This window comes from Mycobacterium sp. Soil_C_30 (assembly GCF_057656995.1).
On the sequence record NZ_JBDGJH010000004.1, the window covers coordinates 260,601 to 280,660 of the forward strand.

Sequence of the window (20,060 nt, forward strand, 5' to 3'; positions counted from 1 at the left end):
GGCTGCCAGGATGAACCGCATGCGGCTGATCGTCGGTTACCTCGCCACCCCCAGCGGCGATGACGGATTGACTCTCGGGGTACGGCTGGCCCGCACCCTCGGTGCGGCGCTGGACCTGTGCCTGGTGCTGCCCCGTGACCGGATGCGCCCCGGTCTGGTGCCGGACGGCGGGTACGACGAGATTTTGGCCGATCATGCGCAATCCTGGCTCGATGCCGCCGCCGCGTCGGTGCCCGAGGACATCGAGGTAGCCACACACGTGAACTCCAACGAGTCGTTCGCGGCCGGTCTGATCGAGGAGTCGGCCCGGTTGGGTGCGGAGGCGATCGTCGTCGGGGCCGCCGGGGACGGCCTGATCGGACGATATTCCATCGGGTCGGTCACCGGGGAGCTGCTGCATTCCGCGCCGGTGCCTCTGGCTCTGGCGCCGCGGGGCACCCGCCATTCCAAGGTGGAACGGGTCCGTGAGGTCACCTGCGCGCTGGGGCAACTGCAGGGCGCCGACCTGTTGTTGTCGACGGCGGTGCGGGCCAGCGCCGCGGCGGGTACCCCGCTGCGGCTGGTGTCGCTGGTGGCGCTGGACCCGATGTTCGGTTCGCTGCGCGGTGACGACGAGGCCGTGCGTCAACGCGCCCTCGATCATGCCCGCCAAACTCTGGAGACGGCCAAACACGAACTGCCCGAGGGATTCCCGGTGGAAGCCACCATTGTGGACGGCCCGTCGGTGGAGTCCGCGGTGAACAAACTCGACTGGCGCGATGGCGACCTGATCATGGTGGGTTCCAGCCGGCTCGGCGCGCCGCGCAGATTGTTCCTCGGCTCCACCGCGGCGAAGATGCTGCGTGTCCTCGAGGTGCCCATGGTCGTCGTACCCCGGGAACAATTCGGTGAGGAGGACCTGCCATGACCGAAACGTCATCCGGAGACCAGTTGCACCGCGCCGAAGCAGATGCGGGTCTGGTTGCCAAAGGTCTGGCCGCCGGGAAGGTCGGTACGTTCTCCGGTGCGGTGCTCGGCATTTCGTCGGTGGCGCCCGGCTACACGCTGACCGCGAGCATCGGCTTGATCGTCGCCGCGGTGGGGCTGAAGATGCCGGCCATCTTCATCGCCGGTTTCATTCCGATGTTCCTCACCGCGTACGCCTACCGCGAGCTGAATTCGCGGGCACCGGACTGCGGCGCGTCATTCACGTGGTCCACCAAGGCATTCGGTCCCTACGTCGGCTGGATGTGTGGCTGGGGCATGGTGATCGCCACCATCATCGTGCTGTCCAATCTGGCCGCCATCGCAGTCGAGTTCTTCTACTTGTTCATCGCCGAACTGGTGGATCAGCCGTCGATCGCCGACCTGGCCTACAACACCGCCGTCAACATCGTCAGCACACTCGCGTTCCTGGGCGTGGCCACCTTCATCGCCAGCCGTGGTATCACCACCAGCGAGAAGGTGCAGTACGTGCTGGTCGGGTTCCAGATGATCGTGCTGGTGGCCTTCGCGGTCGTGGCGATCGCGCATGTGGGCCGCGGGGACGCGCCGGCGGGCCTGAGTTTCGACCTCGACTGGTTCAACCCCTTCTCCGGTCTGGCCATGGGCGCGTTCGTCATCGGTGTCACCGGCTCGATCTTCGCGTTCTGGGGATGGGACACCTGCCTGACCCTCGGCGAGGAGTCCAAGGACCCCACCAAGGTGCCGGGGCGCGCCGGATTGCTCTGTGTGATCTCGATTCTCATCACCTATCTGCTGGTTGCCGTCGCGGTGATGATGTATGCCGGCGTCGGGGAGGAGGGCCTGGGACTGGGCAACGAGGAGAACTCGGCCAACGTGTTCGGAGCGCTGGCCCGTCCGGTGCTCGGTGACACCGGAGGGCTGGTGCTGTACCTGGCGGTGTTCGCCTCCTCGATCGCGAGCCTGCAGACGACGTTCCTGCCTGCCGCGCGCGCCATGCTGGCGATGGGGGCCTACGGTGCGTTCCCGAAGAAGTTCGCCGAAATCAGCCCGCGGTTCCTCACACCGTCGTTCAGCACCGCGGTCGCCGGTCTGGTGACCGGTGTCTTCTACACCCTGGTGAGCCTGCTGTCGGAGTCGATACTGCTGGATACCATTGCCGCCCTTGGCATCATGATCTGCTGGTATTACGGCATCACCGCGTTCGCCTGTGTCTGGTACTTCCGCGGTGAACTGTTCGCCAGCGCGCACAACGTCGTTTTCAAGTTCCTGTTCCCGCTGCTGGGTGGATTGATTCTGGCGGCCGTGTTCATCATCTCGGTCAAGGAGAGCATGAACCCGGACAACGCCAGCGGCGCGTCCATCGGTGGCATCGGCCTGGTGTTCTTCATCGGCTTCGGTCTGTTGTTGCTGGGGGCGGTACTGATGTTGGTCATGCGCTCGCGCCGCCCGGAGTTCTTCACCGGAGCCACGATGGACAGGGCCGTTCCCACCGACCGTTTCTGAGCCCTGCTGTCGGTTTCTCGTCATGTGGTGGACACACCGCTGTGACCTGCGGTAAACGCGAGTTGTGATCTTGATCTCCCGAAGTTGACGCGTGTCAAGCCGCGTGCGACAACTGTGGTTGTCGCGCACGAAAACCACACGAAAAGGGGGATGTATGACAGGTATCGCCGACAGGGTGAAAATCAGTACCGCTGCCGTTGCGCTCACGGCGGCAGCAGTGCTCACGCCGGCAGCGCTGGCCCAGGCGGACGAGGACATCACGGCTGCAGCTGCACAGGCGGTCGGCAACTCCGCGTTCCTGGCCACCGCGTATCTCGATGACACCGCGGGCGCTCTGGTAGGACCGTCGGAAACGCCGTACAACGCACCGCTGCAGAACAAATGGATCTGGATCGGCGAATCCAACCCGGAGCCGCCGGCGCCGTACGCCACTCTGTTCCATCTCGACCCGATGGTTCTGGTGTCACAGCTTCCCGAACCCGTTCGCGAGTTATACGGTTGGTTCACCAAGAACATCCACTTCGAGACGTGTGTCCTCGGAGCGTCGGTGAAATTCGGGCCGTACGGCACGGTCACCGGCGCGCTGGCCCGGAGCTGCTAGCTCGGGGGCTTCGAGTTCAGGCGCAAGAGGTCTGTTCGAGACCGGTGCTGGTGCTTCACGGTCGGACCACCGTGAAGCACCAGCGCTCCCTAATCCGTTTGCGCCGTATGGCACTGTGGTCATGTGAGTCAGTGGTCAGTACGGTCTGCGACCGACGACGACCAGCAGGCGATGTCGCGGCTGGCCGCAACCTGTTTCGGCGCCTACACAACCCCCGAGAGTCAGCCGCCGTGGAAGGTGATGGTGGCCGACAACGGCTCGCTCGTTGTTCCCGACGGTGACGACATCATCGGAATGGCGCGCTATCTCGACATGGAGCTGACGGTGCCCGGCGGCGCCATCGTGGCCACCGCCGGGGTGTCCGCGGTCGCCGTGGCACCCACTCACCGCAGGCGGGGGGTGCTGCGAGACATGTACGCCGAACTGCACCACCGGGTCGCGGCGGACGGTTATCCCATCGCCGCGCTGACCGCCAGCGAAGGCGGCATCTACGGGCGTTTCGGATACGGCCCGGCCACCATAGAACGGCGCTTCGCGGTGCAGCGGCGGTTCGCCCGGTTCCACGCCGACGCCTTCGATGACGGTGAGGTGCGGCTGGTGCACCCCGGCGAGCACCGCGCCGAGTTGGCCGAGATCTACGACCGCTGGCGGCGCGCCACTCCGGGCGGTCTGGCCTGCCCCGACGCGCTGTGGGACGACCTGCTGGCCGACCGGGAATCCGACCGCGACGGCGGCACAGCATGGTTCGGACTGCTGCACCCCGACGGATGGGCCCTCTACCGGGTCAAGCACGGCGCCACCATGGTGGCCCACGTGGAGGCCGTGACCGCCGTGACCCCGCAGGCGCACGCGGCGTTGTGGCGCACGCTGCTCGGTCTCGACCTGATCGAGGAAGTTCTCATCGACACCTTCCCGGCAGACCCGCTGCCGTACCTGCTGGTGGACTCGCGGCAGGTGAAGACCACCTGGCAGGAGGACGCCCTGTGGCTGCGGATCATGGATGTCCCGGCTGCGCTACAGGCGCGCCGGTACCTCGCCGACGTCAGCATGGTCTTGGATGTGGGCGACCGGTTCCGTTCTGACGGCGGACGATTCATGCTCGAGGTGCGCGACGGTGAGGCCAAGTGTGCACCTTCGGATGCGCCGGCAGATCTGCGGCTCGACCTCGATGTGCTCGGCAGTGTCTACTTCGGTGTGCACAGCGTGCTCGACCTGGCGGCGGCCAACCGGATCCGGTGCGGTGACCGTGCACTAGTGGTTCAGATGGACCAGGCGTTCCGCAGCGACGTCCCCGCGGAGCTCGGTTTTCACTTCTGATCCGGCGTGCCCACTTCCGGACGCCGCATCCGCAGGATGTCGTGAAGTTCGCGGCGCGGGGCCTGCGGCAGGTACTCGTCGAGCTCGGGGGCGCGGCCCACCCGGATCAGCACCTGCGGTACCCCGTGACGGTTGACCAGTTCGGCGACCACCGCACGGGCGGCGGCGACTTCGGTCACGTGGGACACCGTGCATGTGGCCAGCCCGGCGGCGGTGCATTCCAGTAGCACCGTGGACAGTGCCTCGCCGCAGGCCACCGCATCGGCGGGGGTGTCGTCGGGGGTCGACAGCACCAGTATCACGGCCTGGTCTTGGTCCGCCCCGCGGTGCGTCGCCGGGTGTCCGGCGGCCGGGAAGTTGCGGTTGGCGGGCACGCGGTCGTTGTCGGCGACACTGTTGAGCAGTGCCGGTGGAATGCCTTGGTCGAGTTCGAATGGCGCTGTCCACCAATCCAACTCGGCCTGGTAGGAGGCGTCGTATCGACGTGTCGCCTCGGTCAGGGCCGATGCTTCGAGCAACTCGGGTAAGAGCGCCGCGGGGAGCACGTCGAGACGGGCGGAATCGTCGTCGATCAGGTGCTGCAGAACCGGCACCAGGACGTTGAGTCCCTCGGGCGCCCGCAAGGGCAGCCGGTCGGTGTGGCGGCGCAGGATGGCGTCGGCCCGGCACCGGGTGGCGGCCGAAACGAACTCGGCAGGCCAGAACTCGATGGTCGCCAGATGCTCGGGCCGGTTCGGGTTCGGGAATCGTTCGACGAAGGTCTGCCATCCCGATGCGGCCGCGGCCACCCGGAGATGATCCAGCGCCGCCCCGCAGCTGATCAGAGCTTCCCGCCCACCACGATCGGTGTGGCGGACGATACGGCTGCGATCGAGCCAGAGCTGCAGGCCCGTGCCGTCGATCACCCACTGCCAGGGCTGACTGTTGTGCAGGGACGGCGCGCGCCCGGCCAGCTCGACGACCTTCTTGATCAGGTCGATGTTGGCCACTGTGTCATCGGTCTTGACTGTGTCACTCATTTTCACCACCACCGCTCCCACTGTCCGTCGCGGGCAGGGGACGCCGAAAGGCCACAAAGTCCCGGGCATCGAGGACTTCGGGCACTGGTTGCGCCGTGCGTTGCAGCCCGACACTCGAGGACATGACCGCCGACCGGATGATCATCGAAGCGGTGATGCCCCGCTACGACGCGGTGCTGACCGAACACTGTGTGGTGGAAGCCGACCCGCGGTGCGTGCTTCAAGTGGCTCGCGAGCTGGACCTGTTGACGGTGCGGACCCCGATTCTGCTGGCGGCGATGTGGTTGCGCGGGCTGCCGGCGAGGTTGGTCGGCGCAGCGCCGCCGGTGCCCACGTCGCTGGTGATCGCGGACGGCGGGTTGCCAGGGTGGCTGGTACTGGGCAGCGACGAGCGCGAGATCGCGTTCGGTGCGGTGGGCCGGTTCTGGACCCCGGTGATCGAGTGGCGTCAGGTGACGGTCGACGAGTTCACCCGCTTCGCCGAGCCGGGGTGGGGCAAGATCGCGGCCAATCTCTCGGTGCGGCCGTACGGACACCGGACGCTGTTGAGCTACGAGTGCCGCACCGTCACCACCGACGCGGCCGTACGTCGCCGGTTCCTGCTGTACTGGCACCTGGTCCGGCCGTTCGTCGGACATGTTCTGCGGGCGACGCTGGCGACTGTCAAAGCCCACGCCGAGACCATTCGGCCAGGATGCGATGGGCAGGTTGAGATGAGCCCCGAGCCTGCGCTGATTCGGGGTGAAACGGAGGGCGACGTCACCGACTGAGCATCGTGAATCCGGTGTTGGGGTGCGTTCCTCGAACGGTGCCGCTCGAACAATTGTTCGATAGACTGCTGCGGTGGACAAGTTCCTCGGGCCGCCCAGCTGGGGCGAGATGGAGCGGGTGCTCAACAGCAAGCCGCGCCGCGCCGGCATGCCGTTCAAAGAGCCCACCGGTGACGGCGGGGACAGTCCGGCATGGTCGCGCAAGCGGGAGGCGTACGAGCCCACCGGAGAGCAGCGGGTCCGGTCCCGGATGCCCTATGCCGAATTGCACACCCATTCGGCCTACAGTTTCCTCGATGGGGCCAGTACCCCGGAAGAACTTGTCGAGGAGGCTGCGCGGCTGGACCTGCGTGCCATCGCGCTGACCGACCATGACGGTCTCTACGGCGTGGTGCGATTTGCCGAAGCCGCGCGCGAACTCGACATGCAGACGGTCTTCGGCGCGGAGCTGTCGCTGGGCAACGGTGCCCGTACCGAGGTCCCGGATCCGCCGGGTCCGCATCTGTTGGTGCTGGCGCGTGGACCGGAGGGTTACCGGCGGTTGTCGCGGCAGATCTCGACTGCGCACCTGGCCGGCGGCGAGAAGGGGAAACCCCGGTATGACTACGACACGCTGACCGAGGCGGCCGGCGGGCACTGGCACATCCTCACCGGATGCCGCAAAGGCCATGTCCGGCAAGCGCTGTCGGACGGCGGCCCGGAGGCCGCGGCGGGCGCACTCGCGGACCTGGTGGACCGGTTCGGTGCGGACCGGGTGAGCATCGAGCTGACCCACCACGGCCACCCGCTCGACGACGAACGCAATGCCGTCCTGGCTGCGTTGGCGCCGCGGTTCGGGGTGGGGCTGATCGCCACCACCGGTGCGCACTTCGCCGCACCGGACCGTGGCCGGCTGGCCATGGCCATGGGCGCCATCCGGGCGCGGCAGTCTCTCGACGAAGGGGCAGGTTGGCTCGCCCCGCTCGGTGGCGCACACCTGCGCTCGGGTGACGAGATGGCCCGGCTGTTCGCTCAGCGGCCCGAGATCATCACCGCCGCAGCTGAACTGGGGGAGCAGTGCGCTTTCGGTCTGCAGCTCATCGCTCCGCAACTGCCGCCCTTCGACGTACCGGACGGCCATACCGAAGACAGTTATCTGCGGGAGCTGACCATGGCGGGTGCCATGCGGCGCTACGGGCCACGCGATGCCGCACCCCAGGCGTACGCACAGATCGAGCGGGAACTCGACATCATCTCCAGACTGAACTTCCCGGGCTACTTCCTGGTGGTGCACGACATCACCCAGTTCTGCCGCAACAGCAAGATCCTGTGCCAGGGCCGGGGTTCGGCGGCCAACTCCGCGGTCTGTTATGCGTTGGGTGTCACCGCCATCGATCCCATCGCCAACGACCTGCTCTTCGAGCGGTTCCTCTCACCCGCGCGGGACGGGCCACCCGATATCGACATCGACATCGAATCCGACCTGCGGGAGGAGGCCATCCAGTACGTCTACAACAAATACGGCCGTGACTACGCCGCACAGGTGGCCAACGTCATCACCTACCGTGGCCGCAGCGCCGTCCGCGACATGGCCCGCGCGCTGGGCTTTTCCCAAGGCCAGCAGGACGCATGGAGCAAGCAGATCGGCCAGTGGGGAAACCTGGCCGAATCCGAGCACGTTGCCGGTGTTCCCGAACCGGTGATCGACCTCGCCATGCAGATCAAGAACCTGCCTCGGCACATGGGCATCCACTCCGGCGGCATGGTGATCTGCGACCGGCCCATCGCCGATGTATGCCCGGTGGAATGGGCGCGGATGGAAAACCGCAGTGTGCTGCAGTGGGACAAAGATGATTGTGCGGCAATAGGTTTGGTGAAATTCGACATGCTGGGCCTGGGAATGCTCTCGGCTCTGCACTACGCCATCGACCTGGTGGCCGAACACAAAGGCCTCGAGGTGGACCTGGCCAAGCTCGATCTCTCGGAGGCGGCCGTCTACGAGATGCTGCAGAAAGCCGACTCGGTGGGGGTGTTCCAGGTGGAGTCGCGGGCGCAGATGGCCACCCTGCCGCGACTGAAACCGCGGGTGTTCTACGACCTGGTGGTGGAGGTGGCGCTGATTCGGCCCGGGCCGATCCAGGGCAACTCGGTGCATCCCTACATCAGCAGACGCAACGGTGTGGAACCCGTTGTCTACGATCACCCGTCGATGGAACCGGCGCTGCGGAAAACCCTGGGAGTGCCGCTGTTCCAGGAACAGTTGATGCAATTGGCGGTCGACTGCGCGGGTTTCACCGCCGCCGAGGCCGACCAGCTGCGCCGGGCCATGGGTTCCAAACGGTCCACCGAGAAGATGCGGCGACTGCGTGGCCGGTTCTACGACGGTCTGCGTGAGCAACACGGCATCACCGGGCCGTTGGCCGACCGGATCTACGAGAAACTGGAGGCATTCGCCAATTTCGGTTTCCCGGAGAGTCATTCGCTGTCGTTCGCGTCGTTGGTGTTCTATTCCTCGTGGTTCAAGCTGCACCACCCGGCGGCGTTCTGTGCGGCCCTGCTACGGGCTCAGCCCATGGGCTTCTACTCACCGCAGACGCTGGTGGCCGACGCGCGCAGGCACGGAGTGCTGGTGCACGGCCCGGATGTCAATGCCAGCCTGGCGCACGCCACGCTGGAGAACGCGGGTCTGGAGGTACGGCTGGGGCTGGGCGCGGTCCGGAACATCGGAGACGATCTGGCGCAGCGCATCGTCGACAACCGAGATGCCCACGGTCCCTTTGCTTCTCTGCTGGATCTCACCGGCCGGGTGCAGCTGTCGGTCCCACAGACAGAGGCGCTGGCCACCGCGGGCGCACTGGGTTGTTTCGGGATCACCCGGCGCGAAGGGCTGTGGGCGGCCGGGGCCGCGGCCGCGGAGCGTCCGGACCGGTTGCCGGGGGTGGGCTCGTCGTCGCACGTGCCCACCCTGCCCGGCATGAGTGATGTGGAGCTGGCGGCCTCCGATGTCTGGGCCACCGGCGTTTCACCCGACAGTTATCCCACCCAGTTCCTGCGCGACGACCTCGATGCCATGGGGGTGATCCCCGCTGCCGAGTTGCTGGGGGTACGCGACGGCACCCGGGTGCTGGTGGCCGGGGCGGTGACGCACCGCCAGCGTCCCGCCACCGCGCAGGGCGTGACGTTCATGAACCTCGAGGACGAGACCGGGATGGTGAACGTGGTGTGCTCGGTCGGGTTGTGGAGCAAACATCGCAAACTGGCGCAGACGGCGCCGGCGCTGATGGTGCGCGGCATCGTCCAGAATGCCTCGGGCGCGGTCACGGTGGTGGCGGACCGCATGGAGAAGTTGTCGATGCGGGTCGGGTCGAAGTCCCGGGACTTCCGCTGAGTGCACCGACCGGACAACTGCCCGCCCGCCCTGAGGACATCGGCGCGTTGCTCCGGGAACACCTCAGTAGGCGTCCACCGCGACGACGGCGTCGGCGAACTCCCGCGGCGCTTCCTGGGGCACGTTGTGCCCGATTCCGTCGAGCACCCGGTGCGAATAGGCGCCGCCGGTGAACATGGTGCGGTAGGCGGCGCCGTCTTTGTTCGGACCGTCGAAGTCGCTACCGATGGTGATCGTCGGCACCGAGATCTTGGGGTTCGTCGCCAACTGGTCGTCGAGCGCTGCGTATCGCGGGTCGCCGGGCGCCAGGCTCAGGCGCCAACGGTAGTTGTGGATCACGATCTGGACGTGATCGGGATTGTCGAAGGCGGTGGCACTTCGGTTGTAGGTGGCGTCGTCGAACTGCCATGCGGGTGAGGCTTCCTGCCAGATGAGCTTGTTGAATGCGTGGGTGTTGGCGCGGTAACCGTCTTCGCCGCGTGGTGTCGCGAAGTAGTACTGGTACCACCAGCCGTGTTCAGCTTCCGGTGTCAACGGTCGCTGGTTTGCGGCGAGGTTGACGATCAGATATCCACTCACCGATACCAGCGCCTTGCAGCGCTGTGGCCAGACCGCGGCCACGATGTCGGCAGTTCTTGCGCCCCAGTCGAATCCCCCGACAATGGCGCGCTCGATGTGCAACGCGTCCAGGAAGTCGACGGCATCCTGGGCCAGGGCGGCCTGCTGGCCCGTTCGGTTGGCGTTGTTCGCGCGAAATCGTGTGGTCCCGAATCCGCGCAAATAGGGCACCAACACCCGATAACCCTGCGCGGCCAGCAGCGGGGCCACGTCGACGTAGCTGTGGATGTCGTAGGGCCAGCCATGCAGCAGCAACACCACCGGCCCGTCCGGCGGCCCGGCTTCGGCGTAACCAACGGTCAGCTCGCCGGCGTCGACGCTCTTGAGCGGGGCGAATGAGGCCGGGGCGGCGTGTGCGGACGCACTGCTGAGAATCGAGGTGGCGGCAACAGTGAGGCCGAGTCCTTGGGCGAAAGCGCGACGAGTGAGCACAGGTTCATCGTGGTGAGGCCCCACTGGACTTGCAAGTCCAATGTGTCGACCTGCCCGGCGCTCTCCAGCAGCAGCTGGTCAGCGCGGGTCACACAGAGTGGACTTGTGAGTCCAATTTTTCTGTCGCACAGTGGTCGTGGTCAGCCGCGGACAGTGACGAACGCAGTGTGAACATGAACCCCGACGCTGACCGTAACCAGCTGTGGATTCGGTGTGTTTCAGAGATGGAGTGACGACGATGGCGCTTGACCAGTACTACCTGCTTGGCCGGTCCGGCTTACGCGTGAGCCGACTGGCGTTGGGAACGATGAACTTCGGGACCAGTGGTTACCAAGCCTCTTACGGGAAGACGATCGACGAATCACGCCCGATCCTGCATCAGTACCTCGACGCGGGCGGCAACTTCCTCGACACCGCGGACTTCTACACCGCCGGTGAGAGTGAGACCATCCTCGGGGAGCTCCTCGCCGAGGCCGGGGTGCGTGACCGGGTGGTGCTCACCACCAAATTCACCAACGGCATGTTCCCCGGGGACCCGAACGGAGGCGGCAACGGCCGCAAACACATGGTGCGAGCCGTGGAGGCATCATTGCGCCGGTTGCGCACCGACTACATCGATGTGTACCTCCTGCACTCCTGGGACCGGCTGACCCCGGTCGAGGAGGTGATGCAGACCTTCGATCATCTGGTGCGCTCAGGCAAGATTCGCTACGCCGGTGTCTCGGACACTCCGGCGTGGTATGCCGCCCAGGCGCAGACTTTCGCCGTGGCCAACAACCTCACGCCGTTGATCAATCTGCAGTTGCCGTACTCGCTGATCGAGCGGGTGATCGAGACCGAGCATGTCCCCATGGGGCAGAGCCTCGGCATGGGAATCACGGCGTGGAGTCCGCTGGGGCAGGGTTTCCTCAGCGGTAAGTACCACGCGGGGGATCGGGGTGTGGGCGGAAGCGGCCGGCTCAGTGTCACGGGCGCCTCGGCACTCGATCTGACCGACCGAGACTGGCAGCTGCTCACTCCACTGGCAGAGGTCGCCGACAAGCTCGGGGTGTCGATGGCGCAGGTCGCGATCAACTGGGTGGGGACCCAACCCGGCATCGCGGCGGCCATCGTCGGCGCCAGCAGTGCCCAGCAACTCGCCGGCACCATGGCCGCGCTGGATTTCGAGCTGCCTGCCGACCTGCGGGTCACCCTCGATCAGGCGAGCGCTGTACCGCCGCAATCGGTCTACAAGATGTTCACCCCGCAATACCAGCAGCTGATCATCAGCCCCGGGGTCAAGGTCGGCGACAAGCCCGGCGGCTACTGCGGCGACGTGCGTAACTGGGTGTGAGGTATCAGGACGGCATTCGCGTCCCGAACGTCCGCATGCTCATCGAGCACACGGTGGCCGGGAATCAGCGTAAGGTCGTGAGTATCGAGCAGCTCGGTTATGAGCGAATATGCTCGACTACAAAGGATGTCCGATGGCTTCGCTCACAACTTCTCGCAGTCCCTACGAAATTCGCCTCCAGCTCGTCACGGACACCATCAGCGCGCACTCCAAGCTGGACAACGCCGAAGCAGGCAAACTCGCCGAACACGTCCTGGCCACACTGAACTCGATTCCCGAAAAGGTGCGCTGAGCGCAGCCCCGCTGGGCTCCGCTTCTTCGGCGGCGCTTGGAGTCCGTGTGTCCGTCCGACTGCTCCCCACCGGGGTGGCCGCGCTATGAGCCGATATCAGCGGCTCATCTGGAGGTTTGACCATGACAGTCACCGTGACGCTCGCTGACGGCGGCATCGACAAATACATGCGATTCGGCGACAGATACATCGAGCACAAGGACGGCACGTTGGACGTGACGCGTGGCGGCGTGAAAGACGCATACCGCTACGAGTCGGGACAGTGGACCCATGTCGACGGCGATCGCAGTACATCGAAGAGGAACGGGTTCTGGCGCTGATCCCTCGCCGGACTCGCCGCCGGTGACCGCTGGGATGTGTTGCAGGCCAAGCGGTTTCGCTGCTCGGCGCGCAGAGAGATGGAGCGTATGAACCGATTGACCGGCCTTGACGGTTTCGCCTTGCACGGCGAAACATCCGTGATGTCCACCCACGTGACGGCTGTGTTGTTCTGCGACCCGACGGCGCGCGGCGAATTGACTGCAGGAGCGATCCACAAGCTGCTGGCCGAACGTACCGCGGCGATGCCGGAATTTCGTCAGCGCCTGCTCACCAAACTCTTCGGCTTGGGTCAGCCGTCATGGGTCGAGGACCCCGCGTTCGACGTCCAGAAGCATCTGCACCGCGTGCGGCTGGCCGAGCCCGGCACCATGCAGGAGCTGACCACTCTGATCGGCGAGCTGCACGCGCAGCCGCTGGACCGCAATCGTCCGCTGTGGGATGCCTGGGTGGTACAGGGTCTGTCCGATGGCAGGCTCGTGGTGCTGATCAAGTTCTCCCACGCGATGGCCGATGGGGTGGGCGCGGTGACGTCGGTGCTGCCCGCACTGATGTCCGGTGACCCGGATGCCGAGTTCGTCTCGGCGACACAGCAAGACGGCGCCGAGATGCCCGACGCTGCCGCCAGGGCGTGGGACGTGATCGATGAAATCGCGGCCAATACCGCTGTCGGCGTTCGGATCGCCGCCAGGTTGGGTCCCGTCGCGGTCAGATCGGTGGTCGAAACCGCGCGCGGATCGGTCCACCGGCTACTCGCAGGCGGCCCACAGCGAGGCGATGGTCCGGTGCCGGAGAAGGACGAGAGCTCACCGCGAACCCTGTTGAATGCCCCGCTCACCGCACGGCGCAGCGTCGCGTTCGCCGCGGTGTCGATGGAGGATCTGCGCGTCATCACCACGACGTTCGAGGTCACCGTCAACGATGTTCTGTTGACCGCGACGACATCGGCGGTGCGTCGGTGGTTGGAAATCCATGACACGGTGCCCAGCCGTCCGCTGCGCACCATGATGCCCATCTCGACACGTGGGGTCGACTGCGACGCGTCCAACAGCTGGTCCCCGGTCGTCGTCAAACTGCCGGTCGATCTGGCTGATCCGGCGCAGCAGCTGGCCAGCGTGCACGACGCCACAGCCAAGATCAAGAACGGACGACGGGCGGCGCCTCCGGTCAACCTCGCCGACGTCATCGACGTCGTTCCCCCTCTGGTCATCGGTATGGCCATGGGTGTCTACACCGGCCTCAAACTGTCGCGCTTCCACTCTCCGGTGGCTCATGCCATCACCTCCAACGTTCCCGGCCCCCGTCAGGAAATCTATTGCGCCGGAGCGCATGTCGTGGGTATCCACGCTCTGGCGCCGCTGCTCGAAGGGGCCAATCTCAACGTCACCGCCGTCTCCTACGGCGGCACATTGGCCGTGGGTGTCGTCGCTTGCCCCGACAACATCGACGATGTCGCATCGCTCGCGCGCGGCATCGAAGATGTGGTGGGCGAACTGAAAATCGAGGCCGACGAACGGGCCGGCCGGAATACCGGCGTCGTCCGCTCCAGCATCCGGTAAGCCTCAGGGCAGCCTGGTCACCTGCTGGACGTGCTCGGCGAGCATGCGGTACATCCGCCGAGTGGCGGCGACGGCCTCGGGATCGTCGCTCATGATGTTGTAACCGTGATCCACCCCGGCCACCTCGTGGTAGGCCACCAGCGCACCGGCCGCAGCCAATTTGTCTGCGTAGGAGGCGGCTTCGCCGCGTAGTCGGTCGAACTCCGCGGTGACCACCACGGCGGGAGCGATACCGTGCAGATCGTCACCGTTGGTGCCCCATGCCGGCGAGGCCAGCCGGTCGCGCCGTTGCTGCCGGTCGGGAATGTACGCGGTGTCGAACACCTCGCCCATCCAGGGTTTCATCACCGCCTTCAATCCCAGCGGACTGTGCTTGTCCCTGGTGGCCGTCACGAGATCCAGTGGCGCATAGTGCAATACCTGCAACAGAATTGGCGGGCCGCCGTTCTCCAGGGCCAACCGGGACGCCGCCGCCGCGAGGCTGCCTCCGGCGCTTTGACCACCCACGCACAGGCGGCCGCCATCCCAGTCGCGATGCTGCGATGACACCCACTGCAGTACATCGAAGATCTGCTCGGCCGGCGCCGGAAACCGGTGTCGGGGAGTCAGAACGTAATCGGTGTTGACCACGACCACGCCGGCGTGTGCGGCGAGGTAGCGGCACCACGGGTCGTCCTGGTCGCGGTGGCCGACGGCGAAACCACCGCCGTGGATGTTGACGTACACCGCCGGGGTGTGGTCCGGTTCAGGCTGCGGGTGATAGACGGTGGCCGAGACGGCGCCGTGCCTGGTCGGAATCGACAGCGCGCTCGTGTGACCTTCGATTTCGGGAAATCGCACTGTCTCCTTCGGTGCGGGACTGACGGTGGCGGCGAACAAGCGCGCCACGGAGTCGGCAGCCAAGCGTGTGCAGAGGCCGAACACGGCGTCTCCTTTTCCTCCCCATAGGGGGACCAGAACGGCTGTCGATCAACCCGCGGTGGGGGTGGTCCACACCTTGTCGACACCGATGGTGATCCGGGTGCTGTAATCGGCCATGGCGTCGGCGATCCCGATGCTCTCGGCGTGCCCGGCGTATTTGGTCCAGTAGGGCTCGTCGGTGCGGCAGTCGACCCCCTCGGCGTCGATGCGTGCGGTACCGCCGACCACGATGATGCCGCCGCCCTGGCCGTCCGAGTCGAGGTTCAGGCTCACCTGCGGATGCCTCCGGACGTGGGCCACCTTGGCCGCGCCGGGCAGGGTGTAGAGCGACAGTTCGGATCCGTTGAACAGGAACCAGATCAGCCGGGGCACCGGCAATCCGGACTGGGCGATCGTGGTCAGCCATCCGAAATCGTCGTTGGTGAGGCGGTCCGTCACCTCTGGCGTCAGTTCAGCGGTCATTCGTCCGAATGTAGTCTCCGGTCATGACCCTCAACCTGTCTGCCGATGAACTCCTGACGACCACCCGCTCGGTGCGCAAACGGCTCGACTTGGACAAGCCGGTGCCCCGCGAGGTGCTTCTCGAATGTCTTGACCTGGCATTGCAGGCGCCCACCGGGTCCAACGCCCAGGGCTGGCAGTGGGTGTTCGTGGAGGACGCCGAGAAGAAGAAGGCCATCGCCGACGTCTACCGCATCGCCGCAACGCCCTATCTCGAGGCGGAGAAGCCGCAGTACGGCGACAGCCGCGACGAGCGCACGCCCTTGGTCGTCGACTCGGCGAAGTACCTCAACGACCATCTGCACGAGGTGCCGGTGATGCTGATCCCGTGCCTGGAGGGCCGGCCCGACGGCGCCCCGGCCGGGATGAGCGCCGGCTTCTGGGGCTCGCTGATGCCGGCGACGTGGAGCTTCATGCTGGCGCTGCGGTCACGGGGCCTCGGCTCGGCCTGGACGTCGCTGCACCTGATGGGCGACGGGGAGAAGCAGGTCGCCGACATCCTGGGCATCCCGTTCGACAAGTACGCCCAGGGCGGGCTGTTCCCGATCGCCTACACCAAGGGCACCGACTTCAAGAAGGCCAAGCGGCTGCCCGCCGAAGAGCTGACGCACTGGGACACCTGGTAAGCGCGAGCGCTCACTTTTGTACGCGCTGAGCGGCGTGTTGCTGGACAAACACGCTCGCTCGCGCCAAGGGGGGCGGGGGGTCAGACGGCACCGGTGAACCCGTGCTGGCGCCACGCCTCGTACACGGCGACCGCCGCGGCGTTCGACAGGTTCAGGGAGCGCCGGCCGGCCAGCATCGGGATCCGCAGCTGCGCGGTGATATGCGGGTCGGCCAGCGTCTCCTGATCCAGGCCGGTGGGCTCGGGCCCGAACATCAACACATCACCGGGGAGGTAGCCGACGTCGGCGAACGAGGTGGTGGCGTGCGCGGTGAACGCGTACACGCGCTCGGGGCGCAGCGCCTCCCATGCCGCGGACAGCGAAGAGTGCACCGTCACCGACGCGAGGTCGTGATAGTCGAGGCCCGCACGTTTCAATTTGGGCTCGGAGAGGTCGAATCCCAGCGGCTCGACAAGATGTAATTCCGCACCCGTCGCGGCGACCATTCGAATGGCATTTCCGGTGTTCGGCGCGATACGGGGCGAGTAGAACATCAGTCGGAACATCACTCGATGATGTCAGTTCGGTTACGAATCATTTGCTCTGGACCGCCATTGACGGCCGTCAGTGCACCTAATGACTCCGCCTGTTCAGTGAGAACTGTGGAGCGCCTTTCCCGGTGCTGTCATACTGCTCGAATTGCCACGCGAATTGCGCCCACGACACTCTCGCCGCGGGTCGAATCAGCAGGAAGTCCTATGAACGAGGCCGAAGCACCACCAGGCAGCGGCGCGAATGCTCGCGCGGCGCGGGAGACGGACACGTCGCGGTGACGATGTTCGATCGGCCCGCCGGCGCTGGGGCAGGTGCCGGACAGCCGGGCGCCTATCCCGAACCCGCGTTGATACCGCCGGCCGCCGCACCGATCAGCAAGCCGCCGCGCTGGTCGCTGAGCAACTGGCCCGTGCGCTGGAAGGTGGTCGCCATCGCGCTGGTCCCGCTGTTGCTGGCCGGGGTGTTCGGCGGCGTGCGGGTATCCGCCAGCATCTCCGAGGCCCGCGACCTGAAAGTGGCCGCCGAGCGCGCCGACCTGGTGCCGGCGGTCAACGACTACATGGCGGCGCTGCAGAACGCGCTCGTGGCCAACGCGTCCAGCGGCGACGTCGGCGGGGCGGATGCCGAATACGACGCTGCCAGTGCCGAACTGCAGCAGCGCACGGACACCGTCGCGCCGGCTTCCGATGTGCGGTTGGCCGCGACCAACCTGCTGACGCTGGGGCGCGAGCTACTGGACCGGGTCGACGCCGGGAATGCGACTCTGCGCGAACAGGTCACCACGTTCTCGCCGCTGCTGCTGACCGCCGAAACGGCCATCACCGGATCGGTCCGGGTGGCCAACGAGAACGTCCGCGTGCAGGCCGAAGGCCTGGCGAGCGCCGTCGGTGCCCGCGGCCAGATGGCGATGCAGCGCATGCTCGTCGACGGCGGTGCGGCGTTGCCCGAACCGGAGTTGCGTTCGTCGATGGTGGCGCTCGCCGGCACCGAACCGTCCACCGTCCGCGGCATGGCCGAGTTGCTCGGCGGCGCCTCCGACGACGCGTCGAGCCTGCGCTCGCAGATGGTGCAGCGGCTCGAGGTGCTGTCCAATCCAGGCATTCCGCTGATCGGCAATCCTGATCTGCTGCAATCGATTCAGACCACCGACGACATCGCACAGCGGCTCATCACCGACACCACCGAGAGCATCACCACCACGGTGCGGGCCGAGGCCGCCGACGCACGCAGCGACGCCATCCGGGACGCCGCGGTGGTCCTGGTGACCATCCTGCTGGTGCTCGGCATCGTCGTCGTGGTGGCCCGGTCGTTGACCCGGCCGCTGCGCAGGCTGCGCGACGGCGCACTGAAGATCGCCCACGAGGATCTGCTGCGTGAAATCGACCGCGTCAAAGCCGGCGACGAACGCGAACCGGACCCGCTGCCCATCCACACCACCGAAGAGATCGGGCAGGTGGCCCACGCGGTCGATGAACTGCACACGCAGGCGCTGCTGCTGGCGGGTGACGAAGCGCGGCTGCGGGTGACGGTCAACGACATGTTCGAGACCATGTCGCGGCGCAACAAATCGCTTGTGGATCAACAGTTGTCGCTCATCGACCAGCTCGAGCGCAACGAAGAGGACGCTGACCGCCTCGACAGTTTGTTCCGGCTCGACCATCTGGCAACCCGGTTGCGCCGCAACGGCGCCAACCTGCTGGTGCTCGCCGGCGCGCAGGTGACCCGCGAGCACAGCGAGGCGCTTCCCCTGGTGTCGCTGATCAACGCCGCGGTCTCCGAGGTGGAGGAGTACCAGCGGGTGGACACCGGAATGGTGCCGGACTGTGCGGTGCTGGGCCCCGTCTCCGGTGATGCGGTGCACCTGCTCGCCGAGCTGATCGACAATGCGCTGCGCTACTCACCGCCCACCGAACAGGTCCGGGTGACGGCGGTACACACCAGCAACGGCGGCGTACTGGTCGACGTCGACGATGCGGGTCTCGGGATGACCGACGGCGACCTGCGCATCGCCAACATGCGCCTGGGTGCCGGCGGGGAAGCCAGCCCCGACAGCACCCGGCACATGGGCCTGTTCGTGGTGGGCCGGTTGGCCCGCCAACACGGTATGACGGTGCGACTGCTGGTCAGTGGCAACGGCACGAAGACCGGAACCACCGCCCAGCTCTACCTTCCGCCCGAACTGCTCCAGAACAACGCGGCGTTCACCCAGCCCGAACCGGCCCCGGCGGTCGCGCAGCCGGAGCCGCCCGTCGAGCGCTCGCTGTTCCAGGACCCCGTCGGGCCCGGTTCGCACACCCCACGGGTGGACCCCGCTGCCGTCCAGGACGCCCCGGCCTCGGTGACTCCGCTGCCGCGTCGCACGCCCGGTTCCAGCGGGATCACCGGTACGCCCGCCGAGGCGACGCCCCCTGGTGAGCAGCAGACGTGGTGGTCCGGCACTGCACAGGACGACGAGATTCCCACTGGGCAGGCGCCCGCGGACACGTCCGGGTTCTTCGCCTCACGGCGGCGGGCGGAGTGGGAGGCCCAGGAGCACCGGGACATCCCGGAACCAGAGCCACCGGTGGTGTCCGACGAGCAACCGGAATCCGAGCCGAAAGCCACGAGCTCCGATGTGGACCTCATCTACCAGAACATGATGTCGGAGTGGCTGGTGGACCCGCAGGACCTGCAGCAGCTGGCCACACCGCAGGATTGGAAATCGGTGTGGGACAACGGTTGGGCGGCAGCGGCCGAGGTCGAGAACGTGCCGGTGGAATCGCACACCGACCACGGATTGCCGGTGCGCCGGCCGGGTGCCCGGCTGGTCCCCGGCGGCGCGGCCTCGATACCGGCCAACGGTGCGGCCGAACAGCGCGAACCCGCCGAGACCCGGGATCCCGACGCGATCCGCTCCGCGCTCGGCAGTCACTTCTCCGGTGTCCACGCAGGCCGTTCAGCCGCCCACAGCAACTCGACCGAAGGGCACGATCACGAATGAGTTCCGCTCCGGGTGCGGCCCAACAGGAGAATCCGCTCGACTGGCTGGTGTCGAAATTCGCCAGGGACATCCCCGGTGTCGCACACGCCGTTCTGGTCTCGGTGGACGGCCTGCTGATCGCCTCCAGCGCACACCTGCCGCCTGAGCGGGCCGACCAGCTGGCCGCCGTCACGTCCGGGCTGGCGAGTTTGTCCGCCGGCGCCGCGCAGCTGTTCGACGGTGGGCGGGTGCTGCAATCGGTGGTGGAGATGGACCACGGCTACGTGCTGATCATGCAGGTGGGCGACGGTAGCCAACTCGCCACCCTGGCGTCGAAGTCCTGCGATATCGGACAGGTGGGCTACGAGATGGCGGTGCTGGCCGAACGCGTCGGCGGCGTGGTCTCCTCCACCCGCCGCCGGGCACCTCAGACCTCGTGAGCCGC

At 66.6% G+C, this 20,060-nt stretch carries 18 protein-coding genes; 13 read left to right on the forward strand and 5 right to left on the reverse strand.

Translation table 11 applies throughout. The features are described from left to right. Positions 1-19 precede the first annotated feature (19 nt). From AC3A6P_RS09460 to AC3A6P_RS09475, 4 genes are all read left to right on the forward strand, one after another. Complete coding sequence (locus AC3A6P_RS09460; protein WP_487691046.1) at positions 20-907, forward strand: universal stress protein; 888 nt, start codon at positions 20-22, stop codon at positions 905-907. After that, on the forward strand, positions 904-2,448 hold the full coding sequence (locus AC3A6P_RS09465; protein ID WP_487691048.1) for an APC family permease: 1,545 nt from the start codon (positions 904-906) through the stop codon (positions 2,446-2,448). Before AC3A6P_RS09460 ends, AC3A6P_RS09465 begins: the two co-directional genes overlap by 4 nt. 154 nt (positions 2,449-2,602) lie before the next feature. Continuing rightward, positions 2,603-3,049 (forward strand): hypothetical protein, encoded by a 447-nt coding sequence (locus tag AC3A6P_RS09470; protein ID WP_487691049.1) that lies wholly within the window; start codon positions 2,603-2,605, stop codon positions 3,047-3,049. A 123-nt stretch (positions 3,050-3,172) separates the two neighbouring features. After that, positions 3,173-4,366 (forward strand): enhanced intracellular survival protein Eis, encoded by a 1,194-nt coding sequence (locus tag AC3A6P_RS09475; protein WP_487691051.1) that lies wholly within the window; start codon positions 3,173-3,175, stop codon positions 4,364-4,366. Here the strand turns inward: AC3A6P_RS09475 and AC3A6P_RS09480 are convergent. Next, a complete protein-coding gene (locus tag AC3A6P_RS09480; protein ID WP_487691052.1) occupies positions 4,357-5,385 on the reverse strand; it encodes an Acg family FMN-binding oxidoreductase in 1,029 nt (342 codons plus the stop codon). The two genes, AC3A6P_RS09475 and AC3A6P_RS09480, sit on opposite strands and share 10 nt — an antisense overlap. A gap of 122 nt (positions 5,386-5,507) precedes the next feature. Here AC3A6P_RS09480 and AC3A6P_RS09485 point away from each other — a divergent pair, with 122 nt between their 5' ends. Further along, positions 5,508-6,155, forward strand: a complete 648-nt coding sequence (locus AC3A6P_RS09485) for a hypothetical protein (RefSeq protein WP_487691053.1) — start codon at positions 5,508-5,510, stop codon at positions 6,153-6,155. Positions 6,156-6,264: 109 nt separating this feature from the next. Further along, on the forward strand, positions 6,265-9,522 hold the full coding sequence (locus AC3A6P_RS09490; protein WP_487691450.1) for an error-prone DNA polymerase: 3,258 nt from the start codon (positions 6,265-6,267) through the stop codon (positions 9,520-9,522). A 63-nt stretch (positions 9,523-9,585) separates the two neighbouring features. On the opposite strand, the gene AC3A6P_RS09495 is transcribed toward AC3A6P_RS09490, so the two are convergent. After that, positions 9,586-10,515, reverse strand: a complete 930-nt coding sequence (locus tag AC3A6P_RS09495; RefSeq protein WP_487691451.1) for an alpha/beta fold hydrolase — start codon at positions 10,513-10,515, stop codon at positions 9,586-9,588. A 295-nt stretch (positions 10,516-10,810) separates the two neighbouring features. On the opposite strand from AC3A6P_RS09495, the gene AC3A6P_RS09500 reads away from it, so the two are divergent. The 4 genes from AC3A6P_RS09500 (at position 10,811) to AC3A6P_RS09515 (ending at position 14,074) form a co-directional block, all read left to right on the forward strand. After that, positions 10,811-11,905: an aldo/keto reductase gene (locus AC3A6P_RS09500; RefSeq protein ID WP_487691055.1), complete on the forward strand. Its 1,095-nt coding sequence runs from the start codon at positions 10,811-10,813 to the stop codon at positions 11,903-11,905. Positions 11,906-12,014: 109 nt separating this feature from the next. Further along, on the forward strand, positions 12,015-12,197 hold the full coding sequence (locus AC3A6P_RS09505) for a DUF6307 family protein (protein WP_487691057.1): 183 nt from the start codon (positions 12,015-12,017) through the stop codon (positions 12,195-12,197). 122 nt (positions 12,198-12,319) lie between these two features. Then, positions 12,320-12,517 carry a hypothetical protein gene (locus tag AC3A6P_RS09510; RefSeq protein WP_487691059.1) on the forward strand — a complete coding sequence of 66 codons (198 nt, stop codon included), beginning with the start codon at positions 12,320-12,322 and terminating at the stop codon, positions 12,515-12,517. An 87-nt stretch (positions 12,518-12,604) separates the two neighbouring features. Further along, complete coding sequence (locus tag AC3A6P_RS09515) at positions 12,605-14,074, forward strand: wax ester/triacylglycerol synthase family O-acyltransferase (protein WP_487691061.1); 1,470 nt, start codon at positions 12,605-12,607, stop codon at positions 14,072-14,074. Positions 14,075-14,077: 3 nt separating this feature from the next. Here AC3A6P_RS09515 and AC3A6P_RS09520 read toward each other — a convergent pair whose 3' ends face one another. Together AC3A6P_RS09520 and AC3A6P_RS09525 are read right to left on the reverse strand one after the other, a co-directional pair. Next, positions 14,078-14,914, reverse strand: a complete 837-nt coding sequence (locus tag AC3A6P_RS09520; RefSeq protein WP_487691062.1) for an alpha/beta hydrolase fold domain-containing protein — start codon at positions 14,912-14,914, stop codon at positions 14,078-14,080. Positions 14,915-15,043: 129 nt separating this feature from the next. Next, positions 15,044-15,457 carry a TIGR03667 family PPOX class F420-dependent oxidoreductase gene (locus tag AC3A6P_RS09525; protein WP_487691063.1) on the reverse strand — a complete coding sequence of 138 codons (414 nt, stop codon included), beginning with the start codon at positions 15,455-15,457 and terminating at the stop codon, positions 15,044-15,046. Positions 15,458-15,480: 23 nt separating this feature from the next. On the opposite strand from AC3A6P_RS09525, the gene AC3A6P_RS09530 reads away from it, so the two are divergent. Next, complete coding sequence (locus tag AC3A6P_RS09530; protein ID WP_487691065.1) at positions 15,481-16,122, forward strand: nitroreductase family protein; 642 nt, start codon at positions 15,481-15,483, stop codon at positions 16,120-16,122. An 80-nt stretch (positions 16,123-16,202) separates the two neighbouring features. Here AC3A6P_RS09530 and AC3A6P_RS09535 read toward each other — a convergent pair whose 3' ends face one another. Continuing rightward, on the reverse strand, positions 16,203-16,667 hold the full coding sequence (locus tag AC3A6P_RS09535) for a tRNA (cytidine(34)-2'-O)-methyltransferase (protein ID WP_487691067.1): 465 nt from the start codon (positions 16,665-16,667) through the stop codon (positions 16,203-16,205). A gap of 269 nt (positions 16,668-16,936) precedes the next feature. Between AC3A6P_RS09535 and AC3A6P_RS09540 the strand changes: the two genes are divergently transcribed. Beyond that, entirely contained in the window at positions 16,937-19,636 is a 2,700-nt protein-coding gene (locus tag AC3A6P_RS09540) for a sensor histidine kinase (RefSeq protein WP_487691452.1), read from the forward strand. Then, positions 19,633-20,055, forward strand: coding sequence for a roadblock/LC7 domain-containing protein (locus AC3A6P_RS09545; RefSeq protein ID WP_487691069.1), 423 nt, complete (start codon positions 19,633-19,635; stop codon positions 20,053-20,055). Before AC3A6P_RS09540 ends, AC3A6P_RS09545 begins: the two co-directional genes overlap by 4 nt. Positions 20,056-20,060: the final 5 nt, after the last annotated feature.